The organism is Pseudomonas sp. K5002 (assembly GCF_013386655.1).
GTDB lineage: Bacteria > Pseudomonadota > Gammaproteobacteria > Pseudomonadales > Pseudomonadaceae > Aquipseudomonas.
Window position 1 is genome coordinate 1 of sequence record NZ_JACARK010000463.1, and the last position, 16,658, is coordinate 16,658.

Below are 16,658 nucleotides of genomic sequence, written 5' to 3' on the forward strand. Positions count from 1 at the left end.
CACGCGAATGCCCAGTTGCTCGCCGGGCAGAATCACTACGGTCAAGCCGTAGTGGGTGTGCACGCTGTGGTCCATGCCGTCGAGGCTGAACTCAAAACCGCCGTCCAGAATCTGTTCATCGATCGGCGCGTTTTCAAACACCAGGATGCTGTCAAACAAGGTTTCGCCACGGGGGAAGTCGCTCCAACCCTGAATGTCGGTCAGCGGCGTGTGCTCGTAGTCGCGCATCTCGACGTTCAGTCCCTGCAACGCGCTGAGCCAGTCGCCCAGCGTCGCCTGCGGATCGACGCTGACCCGCAGTGGCAGGGTGTTGATGAACAGGCCAATCATCTCGGCGACGCCGGTCAACTCAGCGGGACGCCCCGCCACGGTAACGCCGAAGACCACGTCACGCTGACCGCTGTAGCGTGACAACAGCAATGACCAGACACCCTGGAAAAACGTATTGGGGGTGATCCGGCGGTGACGGCAGAAGGTCGCCAGGGCCTGGGTTTCGTCCTCGCTCAGATGGATCAACTGGTCGGCCACCAGCACCGCGTCGGTGTAGCGGTCGCGGCTCACGCCGTTGTCCACGGTCAGCGGCGTTGGTGCGTTGAGCCCGCGCAACTGACCGCGCCAGAACTGCTCGGCTTTGCCTGCGTCCTGGCGTTGCAGCCATTGAATGTAGTCACGAAACGGGCGTGGGCTTTTGATCTGTGGCGTACGGTCGTTGCACAGCGCCTCGTAGACCTTGAGAAAGTCCACGGTCACCAGGGAAATGCACCAGGCATCCATCAAGATATGGTGAAAGCTGCGAATGAACTCATAGGACTCATCCGCCAGGCGCACCAGGCGGAAGCGAATCAGCGGTGGCTTGGACAGGTTGAAGCCGATTTTCTGCTCATCTTCGAGCACACCGCGAATCCGCGCTTCCTGCTCATGGGGCGCCAGGCCGCGCAAATCGAGGGTGTCCAGCGGCACCTTGACCTCGCGGTGAATCACCTGCACCGGTTGCTTCTGGGTTTTCCACTGGAAGCTGGCACGTAGCGAGGGGTGCAATGCCACGACTTGACGCCAGGACTCAAGGAATGCGCCTTCATCAATAGCCCCACCGATGCGGTAGCGATCCTGCATCAAATAAACGCCGGAGTCTTCATGCAGCAGGGAGTGGAACAACATCCCCTGTTGCAGCGGTGACAGCGGGTAGACATCTTCGATCGGATTGCTGGTGGTCTTGTCGGTGGTCATTCAAAACGTCCTGCAGAAAAAGGGGCAACGGCGATACGCGCGGCGGTTACAGGTCGGCGTCGTTGAGCTCGGCCATCAACGCGTTAAGCTCGTCTTGCGACATGCCGGAGGCACTGAACTCGGCACTTTCGGGTTCGACGTGACGGGCCTCCAGCGGCTGCGCGACGTCGGCCATGGCCGCGATGGTCTGATGTTCGAATACATGCTTGGCCGACAGGGCAACACCTTGTTCGTGGGCCTGGGCCACCACTTGCAGGCTAAGGATTGAGTCGCCGCCCATGGCAAAGAAACTCTCGGTGACACTGACGTTGTCGAGCTTCAAGACCTTGGCGACGATGGCGTGTAGCGTGGTTTCCATTGGCGTACGCGGGGCGACATAGGCGCTGTGGTCGAACTGGTCCGGGTCGGGCAGCTGGCGGGCATCGAGTTTGCCGTTGGGGGTACGGGGGAAGGCTGATAATGTCAGCACCCGCGTTGGCACCATGTACGCCGGCAGTCGCTCGCCGAGGTAGCGCTTGAGTGCTTCCGAATCCGGCGCGTAGCCATGGGCGGCGAGGACGTAGGCGACCAGGCGCTTGCCCGCGGGCTGGTCCTGCACGATCACAGCGGCTTCGCGCACGTCACTATGGCTGCACAATTGACGCTCGATCTCGCCGAGTTCAATGCGATAGCCGCGCAACTTGACCTGGTGGTCCTTGCGCCCCAGGAACGCCAGGCGCCCGTCGGCGAGCCAGCACGCCAGGTCACCTGTGCGGTAGGCGCGGGTACCGTCGGCCAGGGTGACAAAAGCCTTGGCGGTTTCCTCAGGCTTATTGCGATAACCGCGGGCCAGGGTCGGCCCAGCGAGCACGATTTCACCCGGTTCACCGATGGCGCTGACGATGTCGTGTTCATTCAAGACGCGCAGGTCCATGCCGGCAATCGGGCGGCCGATGGTTAATGCGCGGTCGGGGCTGAGCACATCGTAAGTCGCCCACACGGTCGCCTCAGTGGGACCGTATTCGTTGACCAACAGCGCGTGGGGCAGGGTGTTGCTGTGCTGGGCGATCAGGTGTGGCGGGCAGGCTTCACCGGCGACGATCCAGCATTGCAGGCTGGCAACGCTGCTAAGTTGATCCAGCAGCGCTTGATACAACGAGGGCAACGACAGGCCGTGGCTGACGCGGTGCTGGGCGATCAAGTGCGCCAGGCGAGGCATGTCCAGTTCTTCGCCGGGTGCCGGCAATACCAGGCGGCCACCTTGGGCGAGGGTCCAGAAGATACCGGCCACGGAGCTGTCGAAGGCAAACGAGGACAGCAACAGGTATGCGCTCATGGGCGCCTCATACGCCGCCATGCGTACCTGGGTGGAATAGCTCAAGGCCGCGTGAGTGATTTCGACGGCTTTCGGTGCGCCGGTGGAGCCGGAGGTGTAGATCAGGTACGCGAGGCTGTCGGCGCGGGGTAGCGGCAATGGCGGCAGGGTGTTGGAGGCGTGCAGGTCGTCCAGCACAAAGCTTTGCAGGCCGAATGGGACGCTGTCGGCCAACTCCGGGTTGACGACGATGTGCGCGATGGCACTGTCGGCGAGCATGTAGGCGCGGCGGTCCAGCGGGTAGCTCGGATCGATCGGCACATAAGCGCCACCGGCCTTCAACACGGCAAGCATGGCGACAATCGCGGCGTTGCTGCGTGGGAACAGAATACCGACCGGCACACCGGCACCGATGCCGGCAGCGACCAGTTGGTGTGCCAAGTGTGCAGAGCTTGCTTCCAGTTGCGCGTAGCTCAACTCGCCGTGCTGGTCGCTGAGGGCGATGGCTGTTGGCTGTTGCTGCACTTGGCGAGCAATCAGTTCTACCAGGGTCACCGCTTCAATCACCGGCGATTGCGCCTGGCTGGCGATGATGTGCGCTTGCTGCGGCCCGCTCATGGACAGGTGCGCCCAGGGTTGTTGCGGTGCGGCCAGAGCCGATTGCAGTAACTGCGCCCATTGCTCGGCCATACAAGCGGCAACCTCGTGGCTTAGCAGGTTGCGATCGTAGATGAGCTGTGCGTCGAGCTGGTCGGCGCCTTGGTGGACTTGCAGGCACGCCTTGGCCGGGTTCATCACCGCGCTGGCGTCGCGTTGGCGCGCATCACTGGCTCGCCAGGCGTAGGCATAACCGCCCTTCAACTCGTGGGTGTAATAGTCCTGCCAGCCTGCGGCATGCTCGATCACGGCGTTGATCTGGCGGCTTTGTTCCAGCAAGGTCGCCTGGGCTTGCAGATCGATGCGCACGGGCAGGGTTTGCTCGAACAGGCCCAAGGCGCTGTCGAGTTCCGGGCCGCGACTGGCATGGATCAGGGTGATCGGCACCTGCTGTTGGCCAGACAGACGACCGAGCAGCACGGCCCAGGCCGCCAGCATCAGCTCGCAAGTCAATGCCGGGTGGACGGGCAGGTTGATGTCGATACGTTCCGGGCTGAAGCCACCGGAACGGGGTGTTTCCAGCGACAGCTGCAAGCTGGGCTGTTCGCTGTCAGCCGAAGGCTTCCAGAACAGCGCGCCGGGGTGCTCGGGCTCGTCTTCGGCAAGGCTCCAGCGCCACTCGGCGTAATCGGCGTATTGCAGGGTTTCGGACAGGTCCGGCGGGGTGTCTTGCAGCAGGGCAATTGCCAGCAGTTTCAGGCTGGTGAGGTCAAGATGACTGCTCGCTGCGGCCAGGTGCAGTACGTGCCCCTCGGTCAACTGCACCAGCGTTACGGTCAGTGGCGCAACCCAGTCAAGGGTGGTCAGGGCAACGCGCTGGTCTGCCGGGCTGAGGTGGCGCAGGTCCTTGGTCGCGACGGTCAGCGCGGCCTCGTCATGAATCACTTGCACCGGGTGGCGCAGGCCGGGCACCGGTGTCAGTTGTGTACGCAGGATCTCGCTGCCGCTGGCCATTGCTTGCAGGCGCTGGGTGAGGGTGTCGGCGTCTACCGCCTGGTCGATCGTCCATTGCAGTTGGCAACTGAACGTGTGTTCGGGTGCGTCGTTGAGGTGCGGGTAGAGCGACGCCTGTTGCGGTGAGATTCGAAAGCCTTGAAGTCCGTTCATGTTCAACTCAACTGCAAAAAAGGGGTGGATAGCGGTCAGACAGCCACGTCGCTGGACAGCAAGGCCTCGGCCATGCCGGTCATGATTGCGCGGTTGCCGGTAAAGGGTTCACGACCGTGCACCGCGAGCATGTTGTCGATAAACAGCACGTCGCCTTGTTGCCAGGAGAAACGCACCAGTGAATCCAGGTAGGCGGCGCGCAGCGACTCCAGCACCTCTGGCTCGATCGGTGCGCCGTCGCCATAGAAGGTGTTGGTCGGCAGGTCGAGGTCGTTGAAGTTGCTTTGCAGCGAATCGCGCAGGGCCGGCGGCAGGGTGCTGATGTGAAAAAAGGTCGCGTGGTTGAACCAGACCTCTTCGCCGGTACGCGGGTGACGCACCACCGCCGGGCCGCGTTGGCGGGTGCGCAGGCGGTTGTTTTCTTTCCATTCCACTTCGATGCCGACGCTGGCGCAGTAGGCTTCGACTTCGCTGCGGTCGGCGGACTGGAACACGCTTTGCCACGGCAGGCCGAAACCGTCGCCGTAATTGCGCACGTAGAGCACGCCTTTTTCACGAAAGCGCGCTTCGATGTCGGCGCTGATCCTGGCCTTGACCGCGCGGGTTGAGCCGATCGGCGTTTCACCACCGGTCTCGGACGGCAGTTGGCAATAAAAGAACAGCCGCAGCGGGAAACGCGGCGAATAGGAATGTTCGTTATGCGGGAAAATCATCTGGTCGGCCGGGTAGTCGGTCGAGGTATAGATATTGCCGCCGACCCGCGTACGCGGTGAGGCGCGGAACATGTATTCCAGCGCGCCGGGCGACATCGCAGCGATGACCTGATCGAAGTGTTCCACCGATGCGACGTCGAAACCGCGGAACAGCAGGGCGCCGTATTGCAGCAGTTTCTGTTCCAGGGCTTCGCGTTCGCCGGTGGCCCAGGCCACCAGGTCGACACCGTTGACTGCCGGCTCGATGACCAGCGGCAAGGCGTGATCGGGGCTGAGCAGGCGCTCGCTGACCAGTTGCTGGGGAGCGACGTTCATGGCTTTGCGGCGCACACCCCCCAGTGTGCGTGCGGCTGGGGGCACGATAGGCATACAAGCATCCACCTTGATCAAAGGGTCAGTGAGCGACGTTTGGTTTGCAGCAACTGGCTGCGACCGGCGAGGGCTTGGGATTGCTGGCGTTCATTGCGCAAAGCCTGATCCCAGGTGTCGATGCGTTGGGCCAATGCAGTCAGCGGCTCATCCAGCAGGTCGCGAGCTTCGTCGAGCAGGCGCGTCCACAAGTGTTGCAGGCGTTCGGCGCGTGCCTGATCGAAGTATTCCCCGCGGTATTTGAGCGTGGCGTCGATGCCGTGGCTGGCATGCACCAAGTCGAGCACCAAATGGAAGTCTCCCGGCGCCTGCGCGACGTCCACAGCCGTCAGCTGCGCCCCGGCAAGAGTGGTTGGCTCGACTCGCGAAGGTTGATAGTTGAGCTTGACCTGGAACAGCGGTGAATGGCCGGGGCGGCGTGTTGGCGCCAGCGCCGCGACGACCAGATCGAACGGCAGGTCTTGGTGGGCATACGCCAGGCGGGTCTGATCACGCACGTGCGCGAAAAAATCGGCCAGCGTGCCGTCCTCGCCGACCTCGCAGCGCAGGGTCAACTGGTTGACGAAGAAACCGATCATCTCGTTGTGCGCGGCCAGCGGGCGGCCGCTCACATCCGTACCCAGCAGGAAACGTTGCTGGCCGCTCAATTGCTTGAGCACCAGTTGATAGCTCGCCAATAGCAGCATGAACAGCGTCATGCCCTGTTCACGGGCGACACCGGCCAGGGTGTCGCATGTGGCTTGGGGCAGGCTGAAATTCACGCTGTGTTCGGTGTGTGTGGTGCCGCTGCCGCCCAGCTCCAGGGTTTGCGGCATATCGGCCAGGTGTTCGCGCCAGAAGTCCTGGTGGGTAGCGATGCGTTGAGCTGTCCAGTGCGCGGCTTCCCAGCGGGCGAATTCGAGGTACTGCTGCGGTGCGTCATCGGTGGCCTGAGTCGACAATTCAGCCAGTAGCAGTTGCGCGGAACGGCCATCGAAGGCGATGTGGTGCAGGGTCAGCAGCAGATCGTGCTGGTGATCGTGGCTGATCAGGTGGGCGCGCAGCAGTGGGCCTTGCTTGAGGTCGATCGGGGTCGCGTGCTCCTGGGCCAGGCAGTCCGCTAGATGATCGTGGAGGATCAACGGCACGTTGCTGGCCGCCAGCACCTGTTGCTGCGGGCCATCAACGCTATCGTGGTAGATCGTGCGCAGCACGCTGTGGCGCTCGACCAGGGCACTGAGCCGTTGCGACAACAGCGCCTTATCCAATGGGCCGTGCAGCTTCAGTTGCAATACCAGGTTGTGGTGGGTGTCCTGCGGGTTCAATTGATGCAGGAACCACAGGCGGCGCTGGGCGAAGGATTGGCGGCTATGGTGAGTAGTCGCGTCTGATTCGGGGCTGGCAATGGGCATTGGCGTGCCGAGGTACACCCGCAGCGCCTGCGCCCATTCGGCCAGGCTTTGTTCGCCGAACAGGCTCTGGGTGTCGAGGTTCCAACCCAGGTCGCGGTAAAGGCGGGCGGCAAAATCGGCGATGCCGATGGAGTCCAGCCCCAATCCGATCAGGCTGAGTTCAACGTCGACCGTGAGGTACGGATTGACCTCGTGCAAGACCTGCTCCAACCACTGACGGCAGGCAGACAGGCTCGGTTGCTCACGCAATTGCTCGGCCTCGATCCGTTCCACCGGCGCGCTTGCTTGCCCGCCGCTCTGGGCGATGATGCTCAAGGTGCCGGCCGCCAGTTGGCTACGTGCGCCTTGACGGGCGATCTTGCCGCTGGTGGTCATCGGAATGGTGCCGGCTTGCACCAGCACAATCTGGTCGATACCGCAGTCGGCCGCTTCACGCACGGCGGTTTGCATCGACGCGAACAGCGCCGGGTGATGCGCCGGGTCAACGAACTTGCGCTGCGGTTCGGCAACGATCACTAGTTTCTCGCGGCCCAGCAGCGGGTCCATCTGCGAGAAGGCGGCGATGCGCCCGGTGCGGATGCCCGGCTCGCTGTCAGTGATCGCAAACTCGATATCGTGGGGGTAAAGGTTGCGACCGTTGAGTATCAGCAGGTCTTTGAGGCGCCCGCAGATGACGATCTGACCTTCATGCATGAAACCCAGGTCACCGGAGCGCAGGTAATGGCCGGGTTCACCGACTATTTGCGCCTCAAACGCGTAGCGGCTGGCTTCGGGGTTTTTCCAGTAGGCCTCGGCGTTGCTCGGGCCTTGCAGCCAGACTTCACCGATGCGGTCCGCGGCGCAGCGTTCGTGGGTGTTCGGGTCCGCGATGGCGACAGCGTGAAGCGCTTGCGGGTAGCCACAGGCGACAAATTCAACCGCAGCAGCGTCGCCGGACGCCAGGGTGACCTGGCCGGTTTCCAGTACGCTTTTGTCCAGGCGCAACACCACCGGCAGCTTGTTCGCAGGTGTTGCGCTGACGCACAACGTGGCTTCGGCCTGGCCGTAACCGGGGCTGATGGCCAAGGGGTTGAGACCGCACGCGGCAAAGCGTTGGGTGAAGGCGTCGAGCGTGCCGGGGTGGATCGGTTCGGCGCCGTTGATTGCATGCTGCCAGGCGCTCAAATCGAGCTGGGCGATAAGGTTGTCGCTGACGACGCGGTGACACAGGGCATAGGCAAAGTTCGGCGCGAAACTCGCGGTCGCGCGGTAGCGGCTCAAGGCCTGCAGCCAGGTGGACGGTGCATTCACGAAGGTTTGCGAGGCCATCAGGTAGCACGGCATGCCGCTGTAGAGCGGGGCGAGTACGCCGCCGATCAGGCCCATGTCGTGGTACAGCGGCAGCCAGTTGACCATGGCGCCGTGCTCATCGAAACCGTAGGCCTGGCGCATCAATTCGACGTTGGCGATCAGGTTGCGCTGGCGCACTTCGACGCCTTTGGGCGTGCCGGTCGAGCCCGAGGTGTATTGCAGGAACGCGACGGTAGCGCCATTGACCGACGGCCGTTGCCACTGGCTGGGCGCCGGTGTGCCGAGGTCTTTGACGGTCAACACCTCGACGCGGTTTTCCACCAGTTCGCGCAGACTGTCGCAATGTTCCAGCGGCGTGAGGATCAGCGCTGGCTGCGCGTCGATCACCACATTGCGCACACGGTCCAGATGCCGCGGTTTACGCGACGGCGGCGGGAACAACGGCACGGCGATCAGCCCGGCATATAAGCAAGCGCAGAACGCTCGGGCGTAGTCGAGGCTGCTGGGCAGCATCAACAGCACGCGGTCGCCTGGGCTGCAACGCGCCTGCAAGGCGGCGGCCAGGGATTGCGACTGCTCGTGCAATTGGGCAAACGTCAGGGTTTCGCCGATCTCGACGCCGTCGGGCAGGAAGTGCAAGGCAGCACGCTGTGGGAAGTGCAGGGCGTTAGCCTCCAGCACTTCGATCCAGTGATTGAATGCAAACATGGTGGGATTTACGCCATGGCCACGATGACTTTACGGTCACCGGTATAAGGATTGCGCCCGTGGGCGACCAGTCGGTTGTCGAGCATCAGGATGTCGCCGGGCTCCCAGGGGAAGCTGACGGCGGTCTGGTCATAGACCGCACGCACCGTATCGAGCATCGCATCGGGGATCGCCGAGCCGTCACCGAAATACACATGGCGCGGCAGGTTCTCTTCACCGACGGCCGCCAGCAGGCTGGCACGCACACCGGGTTCAATGGCCGAGACGTGGAACAGGTGCGCCTGATTGAACCAGACCCACTCACCGGTCTCGGGGTGCTGCAGCACGGCGGCGCAGCGCTGGCGGGTGCGCAGGTCGCCGTCAGCTTTCCATTCCCACTCGATGTTGTTGTCCTGGCAGTAGCGCTCGACCTGGGCGCGGTCTTCGGTGTTGAACACCTTTTGCCAGGGCAGATCGAGGGCGCCGCTGTAATTGCGCACATAGAGCAGCTCACGGCTGGCGAACGCTTCGCGAATCTCGGCCGGCATGCGCTGGTAGATCAGGCGGCTATCGCAAATCGGCGTTTCGCCGCCGGTTTCACTGGCCTTGATGCAGTGGAACCAGATGCGCGCAGGCCAGGGCCGGGTATAGGCCTGTTCGTTGTGCAGGGGGATGAATTGGTGAGCCGGGTATTCCGTCGAACTGTAGACCCCGGCGAACACTTTGCTGCGCGGGGTGGAGCCGAATTCGTAGCTGGCCAATGGCGCGCCGAAGCTGGCGGCGAAACGCTTGAAGTCGATGGGCGTGGCGACATTGAAGCCGCGAAACAGCACACCGCCCGCCGTACGCAAGCTGTCGTCGAGGCTGTCGCGGATCGACTGTTCGAGCGCATGGATCGACTGGCCCGGGCTGGCTTGCACGCGCCTTGGCAGAACGGCTGCGCCAGGGGCTTGATCCATGATTGAAACAGGCTCCGAACGTCCGTTCGGGTGTTCGATTGAAGTCATCCTTTGCACATCCTGTTTGTTTTTTTTGGCTCTGTAGCGACGTGACAGCAGGCCGTGAAAACTGGGCAGTGGCCTCGATGAAGCTTTGCAACGAAATGCTTATATCTCGTTACATGTGGTCATACTAGGTGTTAATGAGATGGATTATCAATAATATTCCTTTAATATTTTTTTTCGTCTAGACTCCGGCCCCGCTGGGGAAAAACAGCGATTTGCCAACGGATAAAAATACAAATAACTGCGGTAGGGGAGCGGGGCGTGAATTACAAAATTAATACACTTGCGTTGGCGGTAGGGTCTGCTATGTGCCTGTTGAACAGTGCATGGGCGGAGGATCAAACCTCGGCGGTGGAGATTGCGCCGATCACCGTCACTGGTGAAAAAATCAACCGCACACTTGAGCAGACCCAGTCGAGCGTCGCCGTTGTGACGGAACAGCAACTGCGCGACAAAGCCGATCACAACCTGATCGACGTGTTTGCCCGTACACCGGGTGTGTACAACCAGGCGGGCAACGAAAACTGGGGTATCCGTGGTGTGCCGGTGTCCGGTTTCGATGACCAGGGCCCGGCGACGCTGAACGGCGCAGTGTCGGTGTATGTCGATGGCGCGCAACAACCCAACCGTGCGCTGACGCTAAGCCCGATCGGCCTGTGGGACACGGAGCAGGTCGAGGTTTTCCTTGGCCCGCAGTCCACCACCCAAGGTCGCAACTCCCTGGCTGGTGCGGTAGTAATTCAGACCAAGAACCCGACCTTTGAACCGTCCTTCTCCGCCCAAACCAACATCGGCAACTACGGTGAACGCGGCGTGGCCGTGGCTGGCGGTGGCTCGATCGTCGACGACAAGATCGCCGGCCGTATCGCCATCGACACTCAGGACGGCGACGGTTATATCCGCAACACCACTAACCACGACGATGCCAACCCGCACCGCACCAGCAACTACCGCGGCAAGTTGTTGATCACGCCGAACGATGACACTGACGTGCTGCTGACCTACGCGCACAACGAACACCGCCAGGGCGACAACTCGATCACCCGCATCGGCGACAAGGTCCAGTATTACAAGATTGCCTCGAACACCAAGGCCTACGACAACCTTAACCAGGATACGGTGAGCGCGAAGATCGACTGGCGCCTCAACGAGGCCTGGACGCTGACCAACCTGACCACTTACACCCATTCGTCCTATACGGCGCGCAAGGACTTCGACCAGACCGCCACGGTGAATAACGAAATCCTGCGTAACCAGGCCGGCGACATGTTCAGCCAGGAACTGCGTTTGGGCTATACGTCCGACACCATCCGCAGTTTCGGCGGTGTGTACTACGGCCGTACCACCAACAGCTTCCACGACCGCCTGCTGTTCAATAACGTTCAGCGCGGCGCCGCCAAGGGCGATGTCGATATCAACAACGCCGCGTTGTTCGGTGAAGTGGACTGGGATTTCGCGCCGAACTGGACCCTGATCACCGGCCTGCGCTACGACTACGAAACCAACGATACCGACATCGAGCAGGATGACTTCTCCAGCCCTGGCAAGGTCAAGAAGACCTTCCACGCGCTGTTGCCGAAACTGGGCGTCGACTATCAATTCATCCCCGACCAGTACGTCGGTTTCATGGTGCAGAAAGGCTACCGTGGGGGTGGCGTCAACGTGCGAGCCGGTGGCGGTCACCAGGCTTACGATCCGGAATACACCACCAACTACGAGCTGTCGTACCGGGGTTCGTTCCTCGAGAAGAGCCTGCGCGCACGTGCCAACCTGTACTACACCGACTGGAAAGACCAGCAGGTCAGCGTGCTTGACCCGTCGGGTGATTTCTTCCTCGTCTACAACGCCGGTCGCAGTGACATCAAGGGCCTGGAAGTCAGCGTCGAGAAAGACTTCGGTGAGCAGTTGACCTTGAACATCGGCGGTGCCATCACCGACGCCAAGTACAAGGACTTCAATACCGGTGACGGCCTTGACCGCAGCGGCCAGCCGTTCCTGTACTCGCCGAAATACAAGATGTCTGTGGGCGGTACCTACCGTTGGAACGATCGCTTGACCCTCAACACCGACCTCACTTACCAGAGCACCGCGCCGTCTGACTTCGAATTTGACGCCAACGGCAACGTGAGCAAAGTGCGCCGCAGTGACAACTACGTCCTGACCAACTTCAGCACCGAGTACAAGGTGACCAAGAACGTCGCCGTGTCCGGCTACCTGAAAAACGCCTTCGGCAAGGAATACGTCACCAGCAACCGCATCGGCGACATCATCGATGTGGGCGCCCCGCGCACATTCGGCCTGGTACTGCGTTACGACATGTAAGTCGATGGGCGCAGGGGTGCGCATTCCCTGCGTCTGGTTTCAAGACTTTTGCTGCCTGGCGCGTTCGTGTCCAGGCAGCGCTGCTTGCTTCCAAACCCAGCCTCCATGGAGGACCTCATGAACGCTTTTTCGAATGCCACAACCGGTGGTGCGCAACAGCTACGCCTGTTGCACACTGGGCTGTCCCAACCTTACTGCCTGGACCTGACGCCGATACTCGAGCGCCAGCAACAGCAAGAATCCAACGCCCGCAGCTACCCACGACGCATCCCGCTGGTGCTTGAACGCGCCCATGGGATTTACGTACAGGACAGTCGCGGGCAAGTGTTTGTCGATTGCCTGGCGGGTGCCGGAACCCTGGCGCTGGGCCACAATCACCCGGTGATTATCGAAGCAATCACACAACTGATGGCCGCCGGTGTGCCGATGCACACGCTGGACCTGATGACGCCGGTCAAGGACGCTTTCGTTCAGGAAGTCTTCGGCTGCCTGCCGCCCGACTTTGCACGCAATGCCCGCATCCAGTTTTGCGGCCCCAGTGGGGCCGATGCGGTGGAAGCTGCACTCAAATTGACGCGCACCGCGACCGGGCGCCATTCGGTGCTGGCCTTCGAAGGCGCCTATCACGGCATGACCCTCGGCACCTTGGCCATCAGCGGCAACCTGTCCCCAAAAAATGCCCTCGGCGCGTTGATGCCGGGCGTGCAACGCCTACCGTACCCGCATGATTACCGCTGTCCGTTTGGTGTCGCCGGCGATCAAGGCGTGACCCTGAATGTGCGCTACCTGGAACACCTGCTCAACGACCCGGAAAGCGGCGTCACCTTACCGGCCGCGATGATTCTTGAGCCGATCCAGGGCGAAGGTGGGGTGATTGCCGCGCCGGATCGCTGGTTGCAGGAACTGCGACGCTTGACCCGCGCCCACGGTATCCCGCTGATTGTCGACGAAATCCAATGCGGCATTGCTCGCAGTGGCCGTATGTTCGGCTTCGAGCAATCGGGCATTACCCCGGATGTGATCACCCTGTCCAAGGCCATCGGTGGTGGCTTGCCGTTATCGGTCATGGTCTATAACGATTCGCTGGATGTCTGGCAGCCCGGCGCGCACGCCGGCACCTTCCGTGGCAATCAGTTGGCGATGGCGGCCGGTACGGCGACCTTGCGCTTCATTCGCGACAATGACCTGGTGGCGCACGCCGAGACCGTCGGCGCGCACTTGCGCAAACACTTGCAGGCGCTGCAGAGTGAATTCGCCTGGGTCGGTGACGTTCGCGGTCGCGGCCTGATGCTCGGCATGGAAATCGTCGACCCGCACGGGGTATCTGATGTACAAGGGCACCCACCGGTGGACACTGCGCGGGCCAAGGCTTTCCAGCAAGCGTGCCTCAAGCATGGGTTGATCGTCGAGCTGGGTGGGCGTCATGGAGCAACGGTGCGCTTCCTGCCGCCGTTGATCATCACCGAGCAAGAAATCGATTTTGTTGCGCAAATCCTGTTCCAGGCTGCCCACGCGATCACCACGCGGCCCTGATCGAGCCATGCCCGGTGCCTGCCAAGGGAATGGAAGGGCGCATTTTTCAGCGAAAGGACGACACATGCACAAGGCTGTATCGACACTGCTGTTTGCTGCGCTGACCCTGGGCGGCTGCGATGTTAGGCCGCTGCCCGTTGCTTCCAAGACGCTGCCGCCGCAGGTCAAGACCCTGACCGTACAACCCCGCGCCTTCGCCATGACTGCCGAATTACCGGGCCGCATTGAGCCGGTGCGCGTCGCAGAAGTGCGCGCACGGGTCGCCGGGGTGGTGCTGGCGCGGCATTTTGTCGAAGGCAGTGACGTCAAGGCGGGCCAGTTGCTGTTCAGCATCGACCCGGCGCCGCTCAAGGCCAAGTTAATGCGAGTTGAAGGTGACCTGGCCAGGGCCGAGGCGGATGTCTATCGCGCCAACGCCCATGTGCAGCGCTATACGCAACTGGTCGAGATCAATGCGGTCAGCCCGCAATTATTTGATGACGCGATGGCCGATCTCAAACGCGCCAAGGCCGACCGCCTGGCCGCAGAGGCCGACCGGGCCACCGCGCAACTCAATTTGGACTACTGCCAGGTGCGTGCGTCGATCAGTGGCCGCATAGGCCGTGCGCTGGTCAGCGAAGGCGCACTGGTCGGCCAGGACGAGGCCACACAGATGGCACGGATTCAACAACTGGACCCGATCTACGCCGACTTCACCCAGCCCGCCGAACAGGTCGTGGCGCTGCGCCAAGCCGTCGCCAACGGCCGCCTGGTGTTGACCGGGGAGGGCGCGGCCCAGGTCTCGTTGCAGGTCGGCAACCCGATGCAGACCCGCGCGGGCAAGCTGTTGTTCTCAGATATCTCCGTAGACCGCAGTACCGGCCAAGTCACTTTGCGCGGTGAGTTTCCCAACCCCGATAACGTGCTGCTGCCTGGCATGTACGTCAGGGTAGTGGCACCGGCCGGGGTGGACCCACAGGCGATGTTCGTGCCGCAGCAGGCGGTGCAGCGCGGCACTGACGGGCAGGCCCGGCTGATGCTGGTCGACGCCCAAGGCGTGGTGCAGGAGCGCATCGTCAGCACCGGCGCGATGCTCGGTCCCGACTGGCAGATCACTCAAGGCCTGAAGGCAGGTGAGCGGGTGGTGGTGGAGCGGGTCGACAAGCTCAGCGCCGGTAGCAAGGTCAGCGTTGTTGCTCTGGCTGCGCGACAGGCCGCAGACTGAGATGGCCGACTTCTTCATTGATCGTCCGAATTTCGCCTGGGTCATCGCGTTGTTTGTCGTGCTGGCGGGTGCGCTGACGCTCGGCCGTTTGCCCGTCAGCCAATACCCCGACGTTGCGCCGCCACAAATCAGCGTCAGTGCCAGCTACCCGGGTGCCTCGGCGCAGATCATCAACCTCAACGTCACCAGCCTGCTGGAAGAAGAACTCAACGGCCTGCCTGACTTGCTGTACTACGAGTCCACCAGTGCCAATGGCAGTGCAGACACCACCGTCACCTTTAAACCGGGCACTGACCCGGACCGCGCGCAGATTGATGTGCAAAACCGTTTGCAACGGGTGGTGGGGCGCTTGCCCCAAGCGGTGATCGAGCAGGGCTTGAAAGTCGAGCAGGTGCGCGCCAACTTTCTGATGATTTATGCCCTTTCGTACACCGACGAACAGCAGGATTCGGTCGGCCTGGCCGATTTTGCTGCCCGCGCAGTGAATAACGAAATTCGTCGTGTGGCCGGCGTCGGCCGCGTGCAGATGTATACCGCCGAGCGCGCCATGCGTATTTGGGTCGACCCGGCGAAGCTGGTGGGTTATGGCCTGTCGATGGCGGATGTGAGCAAAGCCATCGCGGCGCAGAACGTTCAGGTGCCGGCCGGCAGCATGGGTGAACGCCCGGGGCCGGTGGACCAGCAGATTACCGCTACCGTCATGGTTCAGGGCCAGTTGGAGTCGGTGGAGGCGTTTGGCAATATTGTGCTGCGTGCCAATGACGACGGCGCCAGTGTGCGAATTCACGATGTGGCGCGGGTGGAACTGGGGCGCCAGGACTACCGCTTCGATGCCCGTCTGAACGGCAAGCCCGTGGCGGCCATGTCGGTGCAACTCGCGCCGGGTGGCAATGCGTTGCAGACCGCGCAGGCAGTCAAGGCGCGTCTGGACCACCTGTCGAGCACCCTGCCGAGCAACATGCGCTTTAGCGTGCCGTACGATACGGCGCCCTTTGTCCAGGCCGCGATCAAGCAGGTCGTCTACACCTTGATCGAAGCCATGGTGCTGGTATTCCTGGTGATGTGGCTGTTCTTGCAAAAGCTGCGCTACACCTTGATTCCGGCGGTGGTCGTGCCGGTATGCCTGTCGGGCACGCTCGCAGTAATGGGGGTGTTGGGCTTTTCCATCAATATGATGACCCTGTTCGGCATGGTCCTGGCCATCGGCATGCTGGTGGACGACGCCATTGTCGTGGTGGAAAACGTCGAGCGCTTGATCAACCAGGAGCGCCTGTCACCCCAAGACGCGACCCGCAAGGCCATGGGCCAGATNNGGTTCGGTGGGCGTGATCTACCAGCAGTTCGCCCTGGTATTGTCGGTATCGATTCTTTTCTCCGGGTTCCTCGCGCTGACCCTGACGCCGGCGCTCTGTGCGGCATTGCTCAAGCCTTTTGATCCGGCACAGCGGCTGAATGGGTTCAACCGACACTTTGACAGGTTGACTGCACACTATGAGCGCATCGCCGGCAGCTGGGTGCAGCGGGGCACTCGCAGCGTGTGTCTGTACCTGTTGTTGCTGGCGGTGCTGGTGTTTGCCTACCACCGCTTGCCATCCTCCTTCATTCCCAGTGAGGACCAGGGCTACACCGTCACCGATATCCAGTTGCCTCCAGCGGCCTCCGCAGCGCGTACCGAAGTGACGGTGAACGCGTGGGAGCAATATGCCCTGGCACAACCGGCCACCCAACAGGTGCTGAGCATTCTGGGCTTCAGCTTTTCCGGCGAGGGAGCCAATGCCGCCTTGTCGTATATCAGCCTCAAGGACTGGTCGGTTCGCGGGGCCGACCAGGCCAGTCGCGCCGTGGCACAGCGCGCAACCC

General features: G+C 62.1%; 8 protein-coding genes and 1 pseudogene. 4 read left to right on the forward strand and 5 right to left on the reverse strand.

The genetic code is table 11. From position 1 onward, the window contains the following. The 5 genes from HX846_RS20465 to HX846_RS20485 form a co-directional block, all read right to left on the reverse strand. Positions 1–1,227 (reverse strand): condensation domain-containing protein (locus HX846_RS20465; protein ID WP_256739844.1); only part of this gene is annotated, 1,227 nt, incomplete at its 3' end. A gap of 46 nt (positions 1,228–1,273) precedes the next feature. After that, positions 1,274–4,285: an amino acid adenylation domain-containing protein gene (locus HX846_RS20470; protein WP_178965991.1), complete on the reverse strand. Its 3,012-nt coding sequence runs from the start codon at positions 4,283–4,285 to the stop codon at positions 1,274–1,276. A gap of 35 nt (positions 4,286–4,320) precedes the next feature. Then, the gene (locus HX846_RS20475) at positions 4,321–5,367 is read right to left on the reverse strand and encodes a TauD/TfdA family dioxygenase (protein ID WP_178965992.1); all 1,047 of its coding nucleotides are present in this window, start codon (positions 5,365–5,367) and stop codon (positions 4,321–4,323) included. Between the two features lie 17 nt (positions 5,368–5,384). Beyond that, entirely contained in the window at positions 5,385–8,756 is a 3,372-nt protein-coding gene (locus tag HX846_RS20480; RefSeq protein WP_106803963.1) for a condensation domain-containing protein, read from the reverse strand. Between the two features lie 8 nt (positions 8,757–8,764). Further along, a complete protein-coding gene (locus tag HX846_RS20485; RefSeq protein WP_218231846.1) occupies positions 8,765–9,694 on the reverse strand; it encodes a TauD/TfdA family dioxygenase in 930 nt (309 codons plus the stop codon). A gap of 306 nt (positions 9,695–10,000) precedes the next feature. On the opposite strand from HX846_RS20485, the gene HX846_RS20490 reads away from it, so the two are divergent. The 4 genes and pseudogenes from HX846_RS20490 to HX846_RS20505 form a co-directional block, all read left to right on the forward strand. Then, positions 10,001–12,061 carry a TonB-dependent receptor gene (locus HX846_RS20490; protein ID WP_087694511.1) on the forward strand — a complete coding sequence of 687 codons (2,061 nt, stop codon included), beginning with the start codon at positions 10,001–10,003 and terminating at the stop codon, positions 12,059–12,061. Between the two features lie 117 nt (positions 12,062–12,178). After that, positions 12,179–13,594 carry a diaminobutyrate--2-oxoglutarate transaminase gene (locus tag HX846_RS20495; protein ID WP_087694510.1) on the forward strand — a complete coding sequence of 472 codons (1,416 nt, stop codon included), beginning with the start codon at positions 12,179–12,181 and terminating at the stop codon, positions 13,592–13,594. 64 nt (positions 13,595–13,658) lie between these two features. Further along, on the forward strand, positions 13,659–14,798 hold the full coding sequence (locus HX846_RS20500) for an efflux RND transporter periplasmic adaptor subunit (protein WP_087694509.1): 1,140 nt from the start codon (positions 13,659–13,661) through the stop codon (positions 14,796–14,798). 1 nt (position 14,799) lies between these two features. Beyond that, positions 14,800–16,658 (forward strand): annotated as a pseudogene (locus tag HX846_RS20505) (efflux RND transporter permease subunit); the annotation flags it as partial.